Source organism: Micromonospora sp. NPDC002575 (genome assembly GCF_042889525.1).
GTDB classification, from domain to species: domain Bacteria; phylum Actinomycetota; class Actinomycetes; order Mycobacteriales; family Micromonosporaceae; genus Micromonospora; species Micromonospora carbonacea.
In genome coordinates, this window is the sequence record NZ_JBIARA010000010.1 from 80,849 (window position 1) to 100,969 (window position 20,121).

The window sequence follows — 20,121 nt, forward strand, 5'->3', positions numbered from 1 at the left end:
GCAGTCGATAATCTCGCCTATCAAGATACTCGGCAGACGTGACATTCGGATCTGCCGAGCCCGCCGGCCGAGCGCGCCCACCCGGTGCCCCGCGTCCACCCGACAACCACGAGGGAACCCGATGTCCGTGTTCACCCGCGTCGCCCGCGGCCGGCTCGCCGCCTGGCTCACCGTGGCCGCCGCGATCGCCCTCGGCGCAGCCGTCTTCGGGCTCCCGAGGCCCGACAACCCCGCCTCCGTCTCGGCCACCGGGCTGTCCGTGCAGTGGCAGTCCACGCAGGTCGAACGGCTCCAGGACGAGCTGCCCTCCCGCGACGTGCAACCCGCGATCGTCGTCGTCAGCCGCGCCGACGGCGGCCCGCTCACCGAGCCGGACCGCGCGGCGATCACCGCCCGAACGGACGCGCTGGGCCGGTTCGCCGTCGGCGGCCGGGTCAGCCCGCCGCAGACCTCCCCCGACGGCGCCGTGGCGCTGCTGGCCGTACCGATGTCCACCGCCGACGGGCAGACGGCCGTCGCCGACGCGGTGGCCGACCTCCGCGCGGCCCTCGACGGCCTGCCCGCCGGCCTCACCGCGCAGGTCACCGGGGCCCCCGCGTTCACCGCCGACCTGACGCAGGTCTTCGAGGGCGCGGACGTCACGCTGCTCGCCGTCACCGCCGGCGTCGTCGCGCTGCTGCTGCTCGTCACCTACCGCAGCCCGTTCCTGTGGCTCGTGCCGCTCGTCGTCGTCGCCGCCACCGAGCAGCTCACGCTACGGGCCGCCGACACCATCGTCCCGGCCCTCGGCATCCACCTCCAGGAGGGCGCGGTCACCGGCATCGCCAGCGTCCTGGTCTTCGGCGCCGCCACCGACTACGCCCTGCTGCTCATCGCCCGCTACCGGGAGGAGCTGCGCCGCGAGGCCGACCGCTTCGCCGCGATGCGCGCCGCCCTGCGCCGCACCGCCGAACCCATCCTCGCCAGCGGCGGCACCGTCGTGCTCGGCGTGCTCACCCTGTTGCTGTCGGAACAGGAGAACAACCGGGCCCTCGCCGTGGCCTGCGCCACCGGCGTCGTGTTCGCCATGCTGTCGGCGCTGTTCGTCCTCCCCGCCGCGCTGGTGCTCTTCGGCCGGGGGCTGTTCTGGCCGTTCGTGCCCCGGGTCGGCGGCGTCGCGCGCGAGGGCCGGCTGTGGGGCCGGCTCGGCGGCGCCGTCGTCCGCCGCCCGCTGCCGGTCGCGGCGCTCGCGACGCTGCTGCTCGCCGGCCTCGCCCTCGGCGGGCTCGGCATCCGCACCGGCCTGTCCGAGACCGAGCAGTTCCGGGTGAAGCCCGAGGCCGTCGCCGGCGCGGAGACCCTCGCCCGCGCCTTCCCCGCCGGCACGACGCAGCCCGTCGCCGTCCTGACCACCCCGGCGGCGGCGCAGGCCGTGGCGGCGGCCGCCACCGCCGTCCCCGGGGTCGCCTCCGCCCGCCCCGGCGACGCCGGCGTCGCCGTCGCCCAGGTCGACGTGGTGCTCGGGGCCGAGCCGGGCAGCGCCGCCTCGGACCGCGCGATCGAGGCGCTGCGCGCCGCCGTCGCCGCGGTTCCCGGCTCCGCCCCGCCCGCCGTCGACGGCGTCGAACGGTTCGACGGCGCCGTCGTCGGCGGCACGGTCGCCGCCACCTACGACTCCAAGGAGGCCGACGGCAGGGACCTGCGGCTGATCCTGCCGATCATCCTGCTGCTCGTCGCCGCGGTGCTCGTGCTGCTGCTGCGCGGCCTGCTCGCCCCGGCCCTGCTCGTGCTCACCGTCGTCGCCTCGTTCTTCGCCAGCCTCGGCGCGGCGTGGCTGCTGTTCGACGTCGTCCTCGGGTTCCCGGCGCTCGACAGCGGCGTCCTGCTGCTCGCCTTCGTCTTCCTCGTGGCCCTCGGCGTCGACTACAACATCTTCCTCGTCACCCGGGCCCGCGAGGACGCCCGGCGCGCCGGCACCCGCGACGGCATGCTCTCGGCGCTGCGCGTCACCGGCGGCGTGATCACCAGCGCGGGGGTGCTGCTCGCGGCGGTCTTCGCCGTCCTCGGCGTGCTGCCGCTGATCCTGCTGACCCAGATCGGGGTCATCGTCTGCATCGGCGTGCTGCTCGACACGCTGCTGGTGCGCACGGTCCTCGTGCCGGCGCTGGTGTTCCTGCTCGGCGACCGCTTCTGGTGGCCCGGCCGGATTGCCCCGGCGCCCACCGGGGACGCGCCCGACGGCGACGCGCCCGACACCGGCGCGGGGCACGACGGGGCCGAGCCGGCGGCGGCCCGGAGCTGAGGACCGCGCGGGCGGCGGCGGGGACGGGACCACCACCGCCGCCCGCGCCCGGTTCCAGGCGGCGCGCCCGGCCGACGGACCCGGGCCCGGCCCCTCACCGCAGCGCCCCCGGCGCGGCCCGGCCGTCGGTCGGGCCGCCCGCGCCGACCGCGCGGTCCCGCGTCGCCCAGGCGACCATGAACAGCGCGGTCCAGGCCAGCCCGAGCAGCACCGAGGTGACCGTGCTGCTGGCGGTGCCCTGCCCGAGATAGAGCCGCGCGCCGCCGATCGTGGCCACCCCGGCGACGGCGGCCGTCCACGCGGCCACCGCCACCGGCCAGGGCGAGCCCCGCGACAGCAGCCACGCCAGGGTGCACAGGCTCGCCGCCATCACCGCGTTCTGGGTCGCGAACAGCACGCCCTCCTCACCCGAGGCGAGCCGGCCCGGCGCGACCACCTCGGCGACCACGGCGAGCACCACCAGCGGCAGGAACGCGCCGGCCGTGCCCACCACGTCGAGCGGCTCGGCCCGCGGCAGCGCCCCGCCGCGCCCCGGGCACGGACGCTGCCGCCACGCCCGGCCGGCGGCCACCACCGCCACCAGCGCGATCAGCACCGAGCCGCGCGACACCGAGACCACGGTCAGCGCGACCTCCGCCGCGCCGGGGGTACGCCGGTCGGCGAACCAGCCGGCGATCACGTCGTCGACCACCGCCAGCCCGCTCCACCGCATCGCCGCCCCGAGCAGCCAGGCGATGGCCGCGCCGGCCACGAACAGCAGCACCAGCCCCGCGGCCAGATTGATCAGCAGGGTCCAGCCGGGGCCGACGCGCATCGCCAGCAGGAAGAACAGCACCCCGTACCGGGCGGAGAGCCAGCGCAGCGGCGGCAGCGCCGCCGCCCGGGCCAGCAGCGCCCGCGCCGGATCCGGGTGCCGGCCCAGCCAGCGGCCCACCAGCACCACGGCGAGCACCCCGCCGAGCAACACCAGCACCGCGCCGGTGGCCCGGCCCAGCAGCCGGGACACCGTCTCGTACGACTCCCCGGCCAGGTTGCCCACCAGCACCGACCCGCCCACCCAGGTCACCACGCCGGCCAGGTTCCACGGCGCGAACCGGCGGTACGGCATGCCGGCCGCCCCCGCCAGGCGGGGCGCGAGGGTGCGGGCGAACGCCACCCAGCGGGCGGTGAGGACCCCCCGCCCGCCGAGCCGCTCCAGCAGCGCGTCGGCGCGCCGCCACCGGCGCGGGCCCACCCGCGCCCCGAACCCGGACGCGCGCAGCCGGGGACCGTACCGGCGGCCCGCGCGGAACGCCAACGTGTCCCCGGTCACGGCTGCGAGAATCATCACCAGCAGGGCGGGGCCGAGCCGCAACGCGCCGGTGTACGTGAGGAAGCCGACCAGCAGCAGCGTCGCCTCGCCCGGCACCAGCAGCCCGACGATCACCGCCGTCTCGCCGGCCACGATCGCCGCGGCGACCAGGTAGACCAGCAGGGGCGGCAGGCCCTGCACCGAGTTCAGCAGATCGTGCACGACGGCCCCCGGCTCACGCGGCCAGCATGACAGCCGGGCCACCGACACCGACAGCCGCACAGCCGCCGGATCCGGCCCGGGGGCCGGGGGGCGACCCCGACTCGCACCTGATCCGCGCAGGCGGGAGGATGGAGCCCATGCAGCTTCGCACCGACCTCCGCAACGTCGCCATCATCGCTCACGTCGACCACGGCAAGACCACCCTGGTCGACGCCATGTTGCGGCAGGCCGGCGCCTACGGCGCGCGCGGCGAGACGACCGAGCGGGTGATGGACTCGATGGACCTCGAAAGGGAAAAGGGCATCACCATCCTGGCCAAGAACACCGGCGTGCGCTACCTGCCGGCGGACGGGTCGGAGCCGGTCACCATCAACATCATCGACACCCCGGGCCACGCCGACTTCGGCGGCGAGGTCGAGCGCGGCCTCACCATGGTCGACGGCGTGGTGCTGCTGGTCGACGCCAGCGAGGGCCCGCTGCCACAGACCCGCTTCGTGCTGCGCAAGGCGCTGCGCGCCCGGATGCCGATCATCCTGGTGATCAACAAGGTGGACCGCCCCGACGCCCGGATCAAGGAGGTCGTGGACGACACCTACGAGCTCTTCCTCGACCTGGACGCCGACGAGGAGCAGATCGACTTCCCGATCGTCTACGCCTGCGCCCGCGATGGCATCGCCTCGCTCACCCAGCCCGCCGACGGCTCCGTCCCGCAGGACAGCACGAGCCTGGAGCCGCTGTTCCGGGCCCTGCTCGACACCATCCCGCCGCCCGCCTACGAGCAGGACGCCCCGCTGCAGGCCCACGTCACCAACCTCGACGCGTCGCCGTTCCTCGGCCGGCTGGCGCTGTGCCGGGTGCGGCAGGGCACCATCGCCAAGGGCCAGACCGTCGCCTGGTGCCGCACCGACGGCAGCACCCAGCGGGTCCGCATCTCCGAGCTGCTGATGACCGAGGGACTGGAGCGCAAGCCCGCCGACTCGGCCGGTCCCGGCGACATCATCGCTGTCGCCGGCATCCCCGAGATCATGATCGGCGAGACGCTGGCCGACGCCGAGCACCCGGTCCCGCTGCCGCTGATCACCGTCGACGAGCCGGCGATCTCGATGACCATCGGCACCAACACCTCGCCCCTGGTCGGCCGGGTCAAGGGCGCCAAGGTCACCGCGCGGATGGTCAAGGACCGCCTCGACAAGGAGCTGATCGGCAACGTGTCGCTGCGGGTGCTGCCCACCGAGCGCCCCGACGCCTGGGAGGTGCAGGGGCGTGGCGAGCTGGCCCTGGCGATCCTCGTCGAGCAGATGCGCCGCGAGTCCTACGAGCTGACCGTCGGCAAGCCGCAGGTCGTCACCCGGGAGATCGACGGCAGGACCTGCGAGCCGGTCGAGCGGCTGACCATCGACGCCCCCGACGAGTACCTGGGCGCGATCACCCAGCTCCTGGCCACCCGCAAGGGCCGGATGGAGCAGTTGGTCAACCACGGCACCGGCTGGATCCGGATGGAGTGGCTGGTCCCGGCGCGCGGCCTGATCGGCTTCCGCACCGAGTTCCTCACCGACACCCGCGGCACCGGCATCCTGCACCACGTCTTCGAGTCCTACGAGCCGTGGTTCGGCGAGCTGCGTACCCGCAACAACGGGTCGCTGGTAGCCGACCGGTCCGGTGCCGTCACCGCGTTCGCGATGATCAACCTCCAGGAGCGCGGCCAGCTCTTCGTCGAGCCCGGCACCGAGGTGTACGAGGGCATGATCGTCGGGGAGAACTCCCGCTCCGACGACATGGACGTCAACATCACCAAGGAGAAGAAGCTCACCAACATGCGGGCGTCGACCTCCGACGAGACCGAGAAGCTGATTCCGCCGCGCAAGCTGTCGCTGGAGCAGGCCCTGGAGTTCTGCCGCGAGGACGAGTGCGTCGAGGTCACCCCCGCCGCGGTCCGCATCCGCAAGGTCGTGCTCGACCAGACCCAGCGCGCCCGCGCCACGGCCCGCCGCAAGCACGCCGGCTGACCCCCGCCGATCCGGCCCCCGGCCGCCCGGGGGCCGGATCGGCTACCGTCACCCCCATGATCTGGGACGAGCTCGACGCCCGCCTGGACGCACTGCCGGGCACCATCTCGGCGTACGCGGGCCGGGTCGACGCCCCGGCGACCTGGATGCGGCACCCCGACGCCACCCACTACGCGGCCAGCACCATGAAGGTCGCCGTGCTGCTGGCCCTGCACCGGGCCGCCGAGGCCGGCACACTCGACCTCGACGCCCCCGTCGAGGTGCGCAACGAGTTCGACTCCGCCCTGCCCGACGCCCCCCGCTTCGCCTGCGCCCGGCACTACGACAACGACGAGGCCGTCTGGGAGCGGGAGGGCGGGCACGCGCCCCTGCGCTGGCTCGCCGAGCGGATGATCGTGCGCTCCAGCAACCTGGCCACCAACCTCTGCCTACGCCACGTCGGCCTGCCCGCCGTCGCCGACGCGTGGACGGCCGCCGGTGCCCGGCACAGCGTCACGGGGCGCGGCATCGAGGACTTCGCCGCCCGCGAGGCCGGCATCACCAACCTGGTCACCGCCGCCGACCTGGCCGCCCTGCTCGGCGGGCTGGCCGCCGGCGCGGCCCGCCCCGGCCCCCTCGCCTCCCCCGCCGGCTGCGCCGCCATGCTCGACGTCCTGTTCGCCCAGGAGTTCCGCGAGGACCTCGCCGCCGGCCTGCCCGACGGCGTCCGCATCGCCCACAAGAACGGCTGGGTGCGCGGCGTGCGCCACGGCGCCGCCGTGGTCCACCCGGCCGACGCCCCGCCGTACGTGCTCGTCGTCTGCACCACCGGCGACCCCGCCGGCGGCAGTGTGGCGGACGGGGACGCCTGCCGGCTCCTCGCCGACATCTCCGCCCGGGTCTGGGCGGCCCGCCACGACCTGCGCCCGGCCGCGACGGGCTGAGGGCCCCGGCTCGGCACCGGGCCGAGCCGGGTCGGGCCGGGCCGGGCCGGTGGCCAGGCACGGCGTCGGGCCGCTGGCCGGGCACCGCGTCGGCCGGTGACTCGGCGCAACACCGCGACACGCCGACACGACCTTCCCCGCGCCCTAATGAGTTCTGGGAGTTGGTCGGTGGGTGCGGCAGACTCCTGGTGGGTAGCCGCCGGCGGATGAGCACTTGCTGCGCCTGGACCCGGAGTCCTGAGCAAAGATCGTGCCGCTTCCGGTTGGTGAGGAGAGTTGATCGCTGATGGGATGTCGTGCCCGGCCGGAACGGACGTGAGCACTGCTTCATTAGGTCGCTGATGGTTCTCCTGCCGGCTACTGCACGCGTCTGGGTTCCTCTGGGGTGGGCGGGAGATGTGGTGTGTTGTTCGTGGGAGATGACTGGGCCGAGGATCACCATGACGTCGAGCTGATGGACGGTGCCGGGCGCCGGTTGGCCAAGGCCCGCCTGCCCGAGGGTGTCGTAGGCATCGCCCGGCTACACGCGATGATCGGCGTGCAGCTCGGCGACGCTGCCGACGTGGTGGGTGGCGGCGCCGGGCAGGTGATGATCGGCATCGAGACCGATCGGGGGCCGTGGGTGCAGGCGTTGATCGCCGCCGGTTACACGGTGTATGCGGTGAACCCGCTGCAGGCGGCCCGGTATCGGGAGCGTCTGGCGGTGTCGGGGGCCAAGAGTGACGCCGCGGATGCGCACATGCTGGCCGACATGGTGCGCACGGACTCGCATCAGCTGCGGCCGGTCGCGGGTGACAGCGCCGAGGCCGAAGCGGTCAAGGTGGTCACTCGGATGCACAAGACGTTGATCTGGGAACGCACCCGCGCCGGGCAGCGGCTGCGGCATGCGCTGCGCGAGTACTTTCCCGCCGCCCTCGAAGCGTTCGCCGACCTCGACGCCGCCGACACCCTGGAACTGCTCGGGAGGGCCCCGGACCCGGCCAGCGCCGCCCGGTTGAGTCTCGCGCAGATCAGCGCGGCGCTGAAACGGGCCCGCCGCCACGACATCGCCGCGAAGGCGACAGCGATCCAGGCGGTGCTACGCGCCGAGCACCTCGGCCAGCCGGCGGTCGTCACCGCCGCCTACGCCGTGTCGGTGCGTGCCCTGGTCGCGCTGCTAGGCACGCTCAACACGCAGGTCGACACGCTCCAAGGGCAGGTGCAGGCCCATTTTGGTCGGCACCCGGACTGAGATCATCCTGTCCCAACCCGGACTCGGTGTGATCCTCGGCGCCCGGGTGCTCGCCGAGTTCGGTGACGACCACGACCGCTACACCTCGGCCAAGGCCCGCAAGAACTACGCCGCGACCAGCCCGATCACCCGCGCATCCGGCAAGAAGAGAACCGTCACTGCCCGGTTCGTGCACAACGACCGGCTCATCGACGCCCTCATGACCCAGGCGTTCACCTCGCTCCGCGCCTCACCCGGTGCCCGCGCCTACTACGACCAGCACCGCGCCCGCGGCGCCAGCTACCGCGCCGCGTTACGCCAACTCGCCAACCGCCTCGTCGGCATCCTCCACGGCTGCCTCAAAACCGGCACCCTCTACGACGAAACGACCGCCTGGTCCCACCACCTCAACCAAGCCACCGCTTGACACTCCAGCACATGGGATGTCTTTGCTCTGCACCCACGGACGCATCAGTCACGCAGCGCATCGGACCGCCGCTTCCGTCCGCCGCATCCACGCCGGCCTTTCCCCAGCTCATTGACGTGCTGCGCGGATGGGTGCAGAGCAAAGGGGGCACGGGAGGTTCGTTCGGGCCGCAGGAATCTGACGCGGAGTCAGATTCCTCCGGCGATCGGTCACGCCTCCGCAGTCGTCACGGCAGGTGACCAGCGAACGGCGGGCCGGGCAACAGCGGCCGGGCCGGGCATCCGCGACGACGGGGCTCAGTCCAGCAGGTTGTCCCGCAGCGCCGCCAGGTGCGCCCCCGTCAGCCCCAGCCCGTCGCGCAGGTACGCGTCGAACGAGCCGTGCACCCGCCGGACCTCCGCGTACGCGGCGTCCAGGTACTCCTCCCGCACCTCCATCAGCGGCCGGATCGCCGCCTCCGCCAGCTCCGGCTGCCGGGCCCGCATCGCGGCCAGGACGACCTCCTTGAGGCTCTCCGTCTGCGCGTTGGTCCGCAGGTAGTCCGCCCGGATCGCCGCCTCGTCCACCCCGAGCGCGGTGAGCAGCACGACCGACAGCCAGCCGGTACGGTCCTTGCCGGCCGAGCAGTGGAACAGCAGCGGCAGGTTGCCCGCGTCGGCGGCCAGCCGGGCCGCCCCGCCGAAGCCGGCCCGGGCCGCCTCGCCGGTGACGAACCAGCGGTAGATCTCCGCCATCGCCGCCGGGCTGCCCTCCAGGGCCAGCGCCGTCTCCGCGCGCAGGTCGTGCCCGAGCAGCACCTCCGCCACGGCCGTGAAGACCGGGTGCGCCGGGTCGTACACCGGCAGGCGCACCACCCGCGGCTCGCCGGGCAACCGGTTCGGCGGGGCCGCCGCGATCTCCGAATCGTCGCGCAGGTCGACGACGCAGGCCGGCGCGATCTTGCCCAGCACCGGCAGATCCTCGTCGGTCAGCCGGCCCAGCGCCGGGGTCCGGATCAGCCGGCCGGCCCGCACCCGGCGGCCGTCGAGCCCCACCATGCCGCCGAGGTCGCGCGCGTTCGGCGCCCCCACCAGATCCCAGTCCCGCCCGCCCATTCGGCCTCCCCTGTCCTCGCCGGGTCACCTATAGGGTGCCGCACATGACGATCACCGCGGTACGCACCCACCGGCTTTCCGCGCCCCTGCACACCCCGTTCGTGACCGCGCTGCGCCGCACCACCACCACCGACACCCTGGTCGTGGAACTCGTCGACGCCGACGGGCGCTCCGGCTTCGGCGAGGCCCCGCAGGTGTGGCAGGTGACCGGGGCGTCGCTGGCCGGGGCCGAGGCGTGCGTGCGGGAGATGCTCGCGCCGGGGCTGGTCGGCCGGGACGCCGACGACCTCGTGGCCCGGTGCGTCGAGGTACGCCGGGCGGTGGCCGGCAACGAGGCCGCCAAGGCGGCGGTGGACACCGCCCTGCACGACCTGGCCGCGCGGCGGCTCGGCGTACCCCTGGTGCGGTTGCTCGGTGGCACGGCCCTGCGCGTCCCGACGGACGTCACCCTCGCCGCGGGCGACGCCACCGACCTGGCCGCCGCCGCCCGACAGCGGCGCGGCGAGGGATTCTCCGTGCTCAAGCTGAAGGTCGGCACCGACGCGGCGAGCGACCTGGAGCGGGTCCGGGCGGTCCGGGCGGCCGTCGGCCCCGACGTGCGCATCCGGCTCGACGCCAACCAGGGCTGGACCCCCCGCGAGGCGGTCCGGGTGATCCGCGGCATCGAGGACGCCGGCCTCGACGTCGAGCTGGTGGAGCAGCCGGTGTCCCGCTGGGACCTCGACGGGCTGGCCTGGGTCAGCGACCGGGTGGGCCTGCCGGTCCTCGCCGACGAGGCGGTGTTCGGCGTGCGCGACCTCGTCGAGGTGATCCGCCGCCGCGCCGCCGACATGGTCAACGTCAAGCTGGCCAAGTGCGGCGGCCTGCACGCCGCCCGCACGCTGCTGGACCTGGCCGCCGAGCACGGGGTCGGCACCATCGTCGGCTCGATGATGGAGAGTCAGGTCGGGCTCGGCGCCGCGGCCAGCCTGGTCGCCGCCCACGGGACCAGCGCCGTCTCCGACCTCGACGCCGCCTGGTGGCTGGCCTGGTCGCCGGTGCGGGGCGGCATCCGGTACGACGGGGCGACCGTCGTGCTGCCGGACGCGCCCGGCCTCGGCATCACCTCCGTCTCTGAAGCAAAGATTCAACCGGGCGGTTGATAGGTGGTGCTTTCTTTCATAGGGTCGCGGCAGGGACACCGCGAACTGGGGGTGGACGTGGAGCTGCAACCCGGCCGCGAGGCCGTCGTCCGGGTCGCGGTCGCGACGCTCTGGTCCTGCCCCGAGGCGATACGCCCCGTCGACCGCCCCGCCCTCGCCGCGCCCGCCGACGTCGCCGCCTGGATCTCCGGCATGGACGCCGACCAGCAGGTCGGCGAGTGCGTGCTGAGTCAGCTGCTGCTCGGCGAACGGGTGCTGGTCACCGCCCTGCGCCCGGACGGCTGGGCCCACGTCGTGGCCGTCGAGCAACCGGCGGCCCGGCTCGACCCGCGCGGCTACCCCGGCTGGCTCCCGACGGCCCAGCTCGCGCCGACGGCCCAGCTCGCCCCGACGACCCCGGTCGACCCGGCCGCCCCCTGGGTCGTCGACGCGACCGTCACCGCCCTGCACGCCGCCCCGGCCGGCGAGCCGGTCGTCACCGGGGTCGTCCTCGGCACCCGGCTGGCCCCGGCCGGCCCCCCGACGGACGGCTGGCGGCCGGTGGGCGTCCCCGGCCGTGACCGGCCGCTCTGGCTTCCCGAGGCGCACCTCGTGCCGCCGCCCACCGCGCCCCCGTCCCCGGCGGACGTGCTGACCGTCGCCGCCCGGCTGCGCGACGTGGCCTACGTGTGGGGCGGGGTGTCGGCGTACGGGATCGACTGCTCCGGCCTGGTGCACCTGGCCTGGCGGCGGTTCGGCGTGGTGCTGCCCCGCGACGCCGCCGACCAGGCGGGCGCGACCACCCCGCTGACCCTGGGCACCGAACGCGTCGGCGACCTCTACTTCTTCGCCCGGCCGGGCCGGCAGATCCACCACATCGGCTTCGTCAGCGCCGCCCCGGACGGCGACGCCGACCGGCGCATCCTGCACGCCTGCTACCGGCGTCGTCGGGTCCTGGAGGAGGCGATGCCGGCCGATCGCACGGCCACCCTGGTCGGCGCGCACCGGGTCTGAGCGGCCCGGCGCGGCGAAGGGGGCGCCCCCGGTGCCGGAAGCGCCCCCCTTCTGCCGAGGTCGGATCAGCCGCGCGCCGACGCCAGCTCGCGCCGCCGGTCCCGGGCCGACTTGATCAGGCTGGCCACGGTCGCCACCGAGAGGGTGCCGAGGATGACCGTCAGGGACAGCCAGATCGGGATGTGCGGGGCCCAGGCCACCGGGTCGCCGCCGTTGACGAACGGCAGGTGGTTGTCGGCCAGGGCCTCCAGCACCAGCTTGACGCCGATGAAGCCGAGCACCACCGCCAGGCCGTAGCTGAGGTAGATCAGCCGGTCCAGCAGCCCGCCGAGCAGGAAGTAGAGCTGGCGCAGGCCCATCAGCGCGAAGACGTTCGCGGTGAAGACCAGGTACGGCTCCTGGGTGATGCCGAAGATCGCCGGGATCGAGTCCAGCGCGAAGATCAGGTCGGTGGTGCCAATGGCGATCATGACGATCAGCATCGGGGTGAACAGTCGGCGGCCGGCCTCGTGCGTGGTCATCTTCGCGCCGTCGTAGTCCCTGGAGATCGGCAGGGCCTTGCGGCTCCACCGGATCAGCAGGTTCTCGCTGAACTCGTCCTCGTCCGGTTCGCCCTGCCGGGCCAGGTTGACCGCCGTGTAGATGAGGAACGCGCCGAAGATGTAGAAGACCCAGGAGAACTGGGAGATCAGGGCCGCGCCGGCGGCGATGAACCCGCCGCGCATGAGCAGCGCCAGCACGATGCCGATGAGCAGCACCTTCTGCTGGTACTGCCGGGGCACCCCGAAGCGGGCCATGATGATCACGAAGACGAAGAGGTTGTCCACCGAGAGGCTGTACTCGGTGAGCCAGCCGGTGTAGAACTCACCGGCCACCCCGGGGCCGGAGAAGACCCACAACCCGGCGCCGAAGAGCAGGGCCAGCCCGACGTAGAAGCTGACCCACAGGCTCGACTCACGGACGCTCGGCTCGTGTGGTCGTCGGCCGATGATCAGCAGGTCGATGACGAGAACCGCTGTCAGTGCGACGAGGGTCCCCGCCCACACCAATCCGGACACGTTCAATCCCATCCTCCGGCAGACACGCGGCGTCGGGCACACCGTACGCCCGCCGGGGCGGGTGGGTGTGGCGACGCGGACACTGGTGGCTGTCGGAGGTCTCTTCCGTCGCCGACCCGCGAGCGGGCCGACGACCTACGGAGCCGGGTCGCGCCGCCGGGGGCGGTCGACCGTGCTGACGACTCCGTCGCGGGGGAATACTCCCCTCCTTCGGGGCCCATTGTTCACCATCACGAGGCCGGAGCGCATCTCCGGCTTTTGCTCCGGGGCTCTCAGCGGGCTTTCAGTGACGGATCTCTCCGTTGCCGGCCTCTCCGCGCCTAGGGCATCCTAGGAGGCCATCCCGCAGCCGATGGCGAGGCTGGCCCTCCGCGCCGGTGGTGGACTATCCCACCCCGGCGGCCCCGGCTCAGCCGGCAACGTGCAAGGCTCTCGGCATGGTGCTTGAGGTTGCGCTCATCGACGTGACGCCCGGACACGAGGACGACTTCGCCGCCGCGTACGCGCGGGGGCACGAGATCCTGGCCGGCACGCCCGGCTGCCGCTCCGTCCGGATGACCCGGGGCGTCGAGTCGCCCACGCGGTTCGTGCTGCTGGTCGAGTGGGATTCCGTGGCCGCCCACGAGGAGAACTTCCGCCAGACCGAGCGGTTCCAGCAGTGGCGGGCGCTGATCGGCCCGCACTTCGCCGGCCCGCCGCTGGTCGAGCACTTCGTCGACGTCCCGGCCTGAAACGCCGGGGCCGTCAGTCCTGCGGCTGGCGCGGCCGGGGCAACGCCGCACCCTCCGGCCGGGCCCACGCCGGCGGCTGACCGCCGAGGTCGGCCGCCACCGGCAGCGTCGGGTCGTCGGCCAGCCGGGCCAGCAGCGCCGCCGTCTCCGCCGCCGGGAGCGCGGCGTCGAGCAGCCGGTCGATCACCGCGTCGTACCAGCCGAGATCCGCCGGGGAGACGAGCCGCACGTCGGTGGTCAGGGCTTCCAGCATCACCGTGCGCGGGTCGGCCGGGTCGGGGAACGAGTATCGGGTGAACGGGGTCAGCGGGTGCGCGCCCCCGGCCGTCACCCCGGGCGGAACCACCCGGATCGTCACGTTCGGCCTGCCCGCCAGGTGGACCAGGTGGCGCAACTGCTCGCGCCAGATGCCGTCGGGCACGCCGCCCGGATCGCAGGCCGCGAGCTCCAGCAGCGCCGTGTAGCGGGGTGGCTCCGGCCGGTGCAGCACCTCCTGCCGGACCAGCCGGGCCCGCACGTCGGCCTCCACGTCCACGTCGGGGTGCAGCAGCCGGGCGACCCCGAGCCGCAGCCGCGCGTACGCCGGGGTCTGCAACAGCCCCGGCACGACGGCCGGCTGGTATTCCACCACGGTGGCCGCCCCGGCCTCCAGCTCGGCGTAGGCGCGTTGCCGCTCACCCATCCCGCCGAGCGTCTTCCACCAGCCGCGGCCCGTCGCCGCGTCCCGCGCGATGACGATCAGCGCGTCTCGCTCGTCCGGCCCGACCCGGTAGACGTCCAGCAGGTCGAGCACGTCGGCGAGATCCGGCCGGCTCTGCCCCAGCTCGATGCGGGACAGCTTGGAGGTGGACGCCCAACCCAGCCGGTCACAGACCTGCTCCAGCGTCAGCTCCTCCCGCCTGCGCAGTTGGCGCAACTCGGCTCCGAGTCGCGCCCGTCGAATCACCGGACTCGTTGGCAACGGCATCCCCGCCTCCCCAGGACGGAGAGTACGCAGATCGATCACTCGCTGCAATACCTCGCTTGCTTACGGCGACGGCATCCGACGCCCCGGAAGGGGCCCGGCGGTCACTTCACGCCGGCCGCGTCCATCCCCCGCAACTCCTTCTTGAGGTCGGCGACCTCGTCGCGGATGCGGGCGGCCAGCTCGAACTGCAACTCCCGGGCGGCGGCCAGCATCTGGTCGTTGAGCTCCTGGATGAGCTGGGCCAGATCGGCCCGGGCCATCCCCTCCCGCGACGGACCGGCCGCGCCGGCCCGGCTGCGGCTGCGGGTCTCCTTGACCGGCGCCTTGCCCCGCGACAGCTGCCGCGCCGCGCCACCGACCCGGGAACTCTCGGTGTCCTCCGCCTCCCGGTAGATGTCGTCGAGGATGTCGTGGATCTTCTTGCGCAACGGCTCGGGGCTGATCCCGTGCGCCTCGTTGTGGGCCACCTGCTTGGCCCGGCGTCGGTTGGTCTCCTCGATCGCCTCCGCCATCGACGGGGTGATCTTGTCGGCGTACATATGCACCTGGCCGGACACGTTGCGGGCCGCCCGGCCGATGGTCTGGATCAGCGACCGGCCGCTGCGCAGGAAGCCCTCCTTGTCGGCGTCCAGGATCGCCACGAGGGACACCTCGGGCAGGTCCAGGCCCTCGCGAAGCAGGTTGATGCCCACCAGCACGTCGTACTCGCCCTTGCGCAGCTCGCGCAGCAGCTCCACCCGGCGCAGCGTGTCGACCTCGGAGTGCAGATACCGCACCCGGATGCCGTTCTCCAGCAGGTAGTCGGAGAGGTCCTCGGCCATCTTCTTGGTCAGCGTGGTGACCAGGACCCGCTCGTCGCGCTCGGTGCGCAGCTTGATCTCGTGCATCAGGTCGTCGATCTGCCCCTTGGTGGGCTTCACCACCACCTCGGGGTCGATCAGGCCGGTCGGGCGGATCACCTGCTCGACGAACTCGCCCTGGGACTGCTCCAGCTCCCAGGAGCCGGGGGTGGCGGAGAGGAAGACCATCTGGCCCACCCGCTCCAGGAACTCGTCGAAGCGCAGCGGCCGGTTGTCGGCGGCGCTGGGCAGGCGGAAGCCGTGGTCGATGAGCATCCGCTTGCGGGACGCGTCGCCCTCGTACATGCCGCCGATCTGCGGGATCGTCACGTGCGACTCGTCGATGACGGTGAGGAAGTCGTCGGGGAAGTAGTCGAGCAGGCAGTGCGGCGGGCTGCCGGGCAGCCGGCCGTCGATGTGCATCGAGTAGTTCTCGATGCCGGAGCAGAAGCCGACCTGCCGCATCATCTCCAGGTCGTAGGTGGTGCGCATCCGCAGCCGCTGGGCCTCCAGCAGCTTGCCCTGCCGTTCCAGCTCGGCGAGGCGCTCGGCCAGCTCCGCCTCGATGTCGCGGGTGGCCCGCTCCATCCGCTCCGGCCCGGCGGCGTAGTGGGTGGCCGGGAAGATCATCAGGCTGTTGACCTCGCGGACCACGTCGCCGGTGAGCGGGTTGAGGTAGTAGAGCTTCTCCACCTCGTCGCCGAACAGCTCGACCCGCACGGCGAGCTCCTCGTACGCCGGAATGATCTCCAGCGTGTCGCCGCGGACCCGGAACGTGCCCCGCTGGAACGCCATGTCGTTGCGGGTGTACTGGATGTCGACGAGGCGGCGCAGCAGCTGGTCGCGGTCGAGCTCCTGCCCGACGGCGACCCGGACGGCGCGGTCGAGGTATTCCTCCGGGGTGCCCAGGCCGTAGATCGCCGAGACGGTGGCCACCACCACCACGTCCCGGCGGGTCAGCAGCGACATGGTCGCCGAGTGCCGCAACCGCTCGACCTCCTCGTTGATCGAGGAGTCCTTCTCGATGTAGGTGTCGGTCTGCGGGATGTATGCCTCGGGCTGGTAGTAGTCGTAGTAGGAGACGAAGTATTCCACCGCGTTGTGCGGCAGCAGCTCGCCGAACTCCTTCGCCAGCTGCGCGCAGAGCGTCTTGTTGGGGGCCAGCACCAGGGTCGGCCGCTGCAACCGCTCGACGAGCCAGGCCGTGGTGGCGCTCTTGCCCGTGCCCGTCGCGCCGAGCAGCACGGTGTTGCGGTCGCCGCGCCGCACCCGGCGCTCCAGGTCGTCGATGGCGGCCGGCTGGTCGCCGGCCGGCTGGAACTCGCTGACGACCTGGAAACGGCCGTCGAGCCGGGGAATGTCGAGCGCCATGTTCCCACCGTACGCCCGGGGTCCGACAACGTGGGACGACTACCGTCGGTCCGTGATCGGCTTCGATATTCGCATTGTGTGGCGGATTTCACCGCGCTAGGGTATGGCCGTAGGCCGCTCGCGGCGGCCGTCCGGGCCGGCGGCCCGGCCTTCGACGGCCGGCACGCCCCCGGCACAGGGGTCGCAGCACCCGGGACATCACCGGCGTGCGCACCCGACGTGGTCGCGCACAGGCGCAGACCGGCCGCCGCGAGCGCCCCCAGCCGCCCCCAGCCGCCCCGGCCGCGCGTCACCTGCCCCGCCCGCCGCACGTTCATCCTCGCGTGGAGAACTCCCCCGGGCCGACACCCCGACCCGCCGGACCGATCCGGCCGACGCACCCGCCCGCCGAGGGCTCGACCCGGTCCGGGGCGACGCTCCCCTTCGCCGTCGCCCCCGTCCGGGTCCCGCGGGGCGACCGGGGGCCCGCGGCCCACCGCGCCCAGCCGGGCGGCCGACGCGGCGGGGGCCGGGGTGGGCACGGCAGCGGGCCCGGGCCTGCCGGGCGTCGCCGCACCGCCCTGGTCGTGCTGGGGGTGGTCGCCGCCGCCGCGGCGGCGGGCCTGGTCGTCGGGTTGCTGGCCTGGGTGCCGGCGGCACCGGAGCCGCCCCGGCCGCTGACGCGCGCGGAGGCGGAGCGCCTCGCCGCCGTGCGGGTCACCAACCACCGGGACGTGCGCTCCGGCGTGCACCTGACCGTCGGCGAGGCCGGCGCCCGCACCGACGTCGTGGGCTGGGTCGACTGGTCCCGACCGCTGGCCTACCTGGACGTGGGCGGGCCCGGGGCGGGCCCCGACCGGGGCCTCCTCCAGGCGGTCCCCGGGGTGCTGCTGACCCGGCCCGACCCGGCGGCGGCGCCCGTGCCGGCGTATCCGCCGCTGGTGCCGCCGGCCGACGGCTGGCGGGTGGCCGACCCGTCCGCCGCCCGGCACCTGCGTCCCGCGCTCGACCTGATCTTCGCGCTCGCCGCGCCCCGGCCCGAGCCGGCCGGGGACTTCCCGACCGACGACGCCCGGTGGCTGGCCACGGCCGAGGCCGGCGGGCTGCCGGTGGACGTGTTCCGGTCCCGCCTGCCCGGCGACGCCGCCAGCGGCGCGCCTCCGACCCCGCCGGGGCCGAGCGGCGGGGTGCGGCCCGGCGCGGGGGCGAGCCGGAGCACCCCGACCCACCGACCCGCCGCAACGGGCCAGGGCACGTCGGGGCCGGCCGGGTCCTGGCCCGCACCCGCGATCAGCCTGCCGGCCGCGGTCCGTCCGCCGGCCGGGCCGCTGCTCGACGGGGCCGCCCGCTGGTGGGTCGACCGGGACGCCCGGCTGCACCGGCTGGAGGGACGCCTGCGGGGCGGCGCGCCGGTGACGCTGGAGCTACAGCGGGCCAACCGGCCGGTGCTGTGGCCGGTGGCCGCGCTCGGTGGCCGCGCGGGGCTGCCCCGGGCGCTCACCGGCCCCGAGGAGGACCGGCTCGTCCGGGTCGCGGCCAAGATGCGGGCCCAGGGCGGCGCCGCCGCCACCCTCACCGCGCCCGTCGCCCCGGGCGGCGCCGCGCGCGGCACCGGCTGGCTCAGCTGGGCGGCGGAGGCGGCGTACCTGTCGGTCGGCGGCACCGGCGCGTGGCCCGGCCGGACGCTACGCCGCTACGACGCCGCCGGGCTCTGGTCGACGCCCGCCACCGGCGACCCGACCGCCCCGCCGCCGCTGCCACCGCCGCGCAGCGGGTACGCCTGGCGCCACCGCCCGCCCGGCGCGCACGACGCGGACGACATCGACCTGCTGCTGGTCGCCGCGCTGCGCGTCGACGCCGCGAAGCCGACGGCACGGTCGGCGACCCGGATCCGCGGGGACCGCCTCGCCGACCGGACCGTCGACGTGATCGAGGTGGACGCGGGGCGCGGCACGCTGCGGTACTGGATCGACCGGTCCGGGCTGCTGCGCCGGCTGGAGGCGCGCACCCGGATCGGCACGTACGCCCAGCTCGACCTGGCCCCGGGTCCGGTGCCGGCGCTGCCGCCCGTGGCTCAACCGACGGCGACGCCGCGCGCCCGGAACTGACACCTCCCGGGCCGCCCGGCTGCCCGGACCGGTCCACGGCCGGCGGCCGGCGACCGGCTCAGGGCCGCCAGCCGGTGCGCGCGGCCCACTCCTCGGCGCGGTGGTGCTCCTCGTCGAACCATGGGTCCCGCGCCGTGGCGTTGTGGGACCCCCCGTCCGGCGCGCTGGCCGCCAGGTCGCCCTTGAGCGTCAGGTACGCGGCCCGCTGGCCCGGATCGGCGCGCAGGTGGTCACGCATCAGCAGCGCGTACCGCCAGCCGGGCGAGCCCTCCACCCGCACGTGCAGGCGCACCGGGCGGCCCGGGTCGGCGCTGCCGTGCAGCCGCTTCTCCCACCGGCCGCTGCCCGCCGGGCGGGGGCTGTCCCACCACTGGCCGGGCGTGCGGGGGAACCCGGCCGCGGCGAGGCGCTCGGCGAGGACGCCGTCCGCCTCGGTCAGGCTCGGCACCGTCAGCTGGATGTCGATGACGTCCCGGGCGGCGAGGCCCGCGACGGCCGTCGACCCGACGTGGTCGATCCGCGGATCGGCCGGGGCGAGCGCGTGCCGGATCCGGGCGGCCAGCCGGGCGTACTGCTGGGGCCAGGTCGGGTCGGGGCCGGTCAGGTCGGTCGCGTCGGGTTCGGCGACCCGGCGGAGCCGGACGTTCGCCTCGTACGGCAGCAGCCGGTCGCGCCACAGCCGGTCCACCCCGGCGTGCAACTCGTCGAGGGTGCCGTCGTTGCGCAGGACCACGTCCGCGGCGGCGTCCCGGCGGGCGTCGTCGGCCTGCGCGGCGATCCGCCGCTCGGCCTCCGCCCGGCTCATCCCCCGGTCGCGCGCCAGCCGGGCCAGCCGAACGGCGACGTCCGTCTGCACCACGACCACCAGGTGGTACGTCGCAGCGAGCCCGACCTCGACCAGGAGCGGCACGTCGTTGACCACGACGGCGTCGGGGGCCGCCGCGGCGGCCAGCTCGGCGGTGCGCGCACGGACCCGGGGGTGGGTGATCCCCTCCAGCCGGCGGCGGGCCGCCTCGTCGGCGAAGACCAGCCCGCCCAGCACGGCCCGGTCCAGGGCACCGTCCGGGCCGACGACCCGGTCGCCGAAGGCCGCCACGATCTCCGTGAGCCCCTCGCTGCCCGGGGCGACCACCTCGCGGGCGATCCGGTCGGCGTCGATCACTGCCGCGCCGAGCGCGGCCAGCCGGGCCGCGACGGCGCTCTTGCCGGAGCCGATCCCGCCGGTCAGTCCCACCATCAGCACCGCAACAGTCAACCGGATCGGCACCGGCACCGCCAGCCCGCCCGCTGCCGCGATTGGCGTCAGCCCGGTCGGCGTCAGCGCTCGATCGGGGAAAGAGTGGCCTCGGGCCCGCGGCTAGGCCACCCGATCCACGATCGAGCACGATCTTGCCGACCGGCCGACCAGAGGGCCGGCCGACCAGAGGGCCGGGCGGACGGGTGCAGGCGGAGAGCAGGAGAGGGGCGGGCGGGAACGAC

13 protein-coding genes and 1 pseudogene are annotated in these 20,121 nt (G+C 74.6%); 8 read left to right on the plus strand and 6 right to left on the minus strand.

Translation table 11 applies throughout. The annotated features are described in order from the left end of the window. The first annotated feature begins 121 nt into the window (after positions 1 to 121). A complete protein-coding gene (locus ACFYWL_RS17070) occupies positions 122 to 2,281 on the plus strand; it encodes an MMPL family transporter (RefSeq protein ID WP_386973419.1) in 2,160 nt (719 codons plus the stop codon). A gap of 94 nt (positions 2,282 to 2,375) precedes the next feature. Here ACFYWL_RS17070 and ACFYWL_RS17075 read toward each other — a convergent pair whose 3' ends face one another. Further along, entirely contained in the window at positions 2,376 to 3,794 is a 1,419-nt protein-coding gene (locus ACFYWL_RS17075; protein ID WP_386973422.1) for a DedA family protein, read from the minus strand. A gap of 137 nt (positions 3,795 to 3,931) precedes the next feature. Between ACFYWL_RS17075 and typA the strand changes: the two genes are divergently transcribed. The 3 genes and pseudogenes from typA (at position 3,932) to ACFYWL_RS17090 (ending at position 8,360) form a co-directional block, all read left to right on the plus strand. Continuing rightward, entirely contained in the window at positions 3,932 to 5,800 is a 1,869-nt protein-coding gene (gene typA, locus ACFYWL_RS17080) for a translational GTPase TypA (protein ID WP_386973425.1), read from the plus strand. A gap of 56 nt (positions 5,801 to 5,856) precedes the next feature. Continuing rightward, a complete protein-coding gene (locus ACFYWL_RS17085) occupies positions 5,857 to 6,723 on the plus strand; it encodes a serine hydrolase (protein WP_386973428.1) in 867 nt (288 codons plus the stop codon). A gap of 403 nt (positions 6,724 to 7,126) precedes the next feature. Then, positions 7,127 to 8,360: pseudogene (locus tag ACFYWL_RS17090) on the plus strand (IS110 family transposase). Between the two features lie 296 nt (positions 8,361 to 8,656). Here the strand turns inward: ACFYWL_RS17090 and ACFYWL_RS17095 are convergent. Further along, entirely contained in the window at positions 8,657 to 9,454 is a 798-nt protein-coding gene (locus ACFYWL_RS17095) for a tyrosine-protein phosphatase (RefSeq protein WP_386973430.1), read from the minus strand. 44 nt (positions 9,455 to 9,498) lie between these two features. Between ACFYWL_RS17095 and ACFYWL_RS17100 the strand changes: the two genes are divergently transcribed. Together ACFYWL_RS17100 and ACFYWL_RS17105 are read left to right on the plus strand one after the other, a co-directional pair. Beyond that, on the plus strand, positions 9,499 to 10,596 hold the full coding sequence (locus ACFYWL_RS17100; RefSeq protein ID WP_386973433.1) for a mandelate racemase/muconate lactonizing enzyme family protein: 1,098 nt from the start codon (positions 9,499 to 9,501) through the stop codon (positions 10,594 to 10,596). A gap of 57 nt (positions 10,597 to 10,653) precedes the next feature. Further along, positions 10,654 to 11,589 (plus strand): NlpC/P60 family protein, encoded by a 936-nt coding sequence (locus tag ACFYWL_RS17105; RefSeq protein WP_386973435.1) that lies wholly within the window; start codon positions 10,654 to 10,656, stop codon positions 11,587 to 11,589. A 65-nt stretch (positions 11,590 to 11,654) separates the two neighbouring features. On the opposite strand, the gene ACFYWL_RS17110 is transcribed toward ACFYWL_RS17105, so the two are convergent. Then, positions 11,655 to 12,653: a TerC family protein gene (locus tag ACFYWL_RS17110; protein WP_386973438.1), complete on the minus strand. Its 999-nt coding sequence runs from the start codon at positions 12,651 to 12,653 to the stop codon at positions 11,655 to 11,657. Positions 12,654 to 13,084: 431 nt separating this feature from the next. On the opposite strand from ACFYWL_RS17110, the gene ACFYWL_RS17115 reads away from it, so the two are divergent. Beyond that, positions 13,085 to 13,378, plus strand: a complete 294-nt coding sequence (locus ACFYWL_RS17115; protein ID WP_386973441.1) for an antibiotic biosynthesis monooxygenase family protein — start codon at positions 13,085 to 13,087, stop codon at positions 13,376 to 13,378. A gap of 13 nt (positions 13,379 to 13,391) precedes the next feature. Here ACFYWL_RS17115 and ACFYWL_RS17120 read toward each other — a convergent pair whose 3' ends face one another. Together ACFYWL_RS17120 and uvrB are read right to left on the minus strand one after the other, a co-directional pair. Then, positions 13,392 to 14,345 (minus strand): helix-turn-helix domain-containing protein, encoded by a 954-nt coding sequence (locus tag ACFYWL_RS17120; protein WP_386973444.1) that lies wholly within the window; start codon positions 14,343 to 14,345, stop codon positions 13,392 to 13,394. 101 nt (positions 14,346 to 14,446) lie between these two features. Further along, positions 14,447 to 16,555, minus strand: a complete 2,109-nt coding sequence (uvrB, locus tag ACFYWL_RS17125; protein WP_386973446.1) for an excinuclease ABC subunit UvrB — start codon at positions 16,553 to 16,555, stop codon at positions 14,447 to 14,449. A gap of 566 nt (positions 16,556 to 17,121) precedes the next feature. Here uvrB and ACFYWL_RS17130 point away from each other — a divergent pair. Further along, positions 17,122 to 18,642, plus strand: coding sequence for a hypothetical protein (locus ACFYWL_RS17130; protein ID WP_386973448.1), 1,521 nt, complete (start codon positions 17,122 to 17,124; stop codon positions 18,640 to 18,642). Positions 18,643 to 18,700: 58 nt separating this feature from the next. Here the strand turns inward: ACFYWL_RS17130 and coaE are convergent, their stop codons facing one another. Continuing rightward, complete coding sequence (gene coaE, locus ACFYWL_RS17135) at positions 18,701 to 19,885, minus strand: dephospho-CoA kinase (protein WP_386973451.1); 1,185 nt, start codon at positions 19,883 to 19,885, stop codon at positions 18,701 to 18,703. Between the last annotated feature and the right edge of the window lie 236 nt (positions 19,886 to 20,121).

Coding starts and splice junctions, on each gene's coding strand:
- ACFYWL_RS17070 (WP_386973419.1), top strand. CDS start 122: ATGTCCGTGTTCACCCGCGTCGCCCGCGGCCGGCTCGCCGCCTGGCTC.
- typA (WP_386973425.1), top strand. CDS start 3,932: ATGCAGCTTCGCACCGACCTCCGCAACGTCGCCATCATCGCTCACGTC.
- ACFYWL_RS17085 (WP_386973428.1), top strand. CDS start 5,857: ATGATCTGGGACGAGCTCGACGCCCGCCTGGACGCACTGCCGGGCACC.
- ACFYWL_RS17095 (WP_386973430.1), bottom strand. CDS start 9,454: ATGGGCGGGCGGGACTGGGATCTGGTGGGGGCGCCGAACGCGCGCGAC.
- ACFYWL_RS17100 (WP_386973433.1), top strand. CDS start 9,499: ATGACGATCACCGCGGTACGCACCCACCGGCTTTCCGCGCCCCTGCAC.
- ACFYWL_RS17115 (WP_386973441.1), top strand. CDS start 13,085: ATGGTGCTTGAGGTTGCGCTCATCGACGTGACGCCCGGACACGAGGAC.
- ACFYWL_RS17120 (WP_386973444.1), bottom strand. CDS start 14,345: ATGCCGTTGCCAACGAGTCCGGTGATTCGACGGGCGCGACTCGGAGCC.
- uvrB (WP_386973446.1), bottom strand. CDS start 16,555: ATGGCGCTCGACATTCCCCGGCTCGACGGCCGTTTCCAGGTCGTCAGC.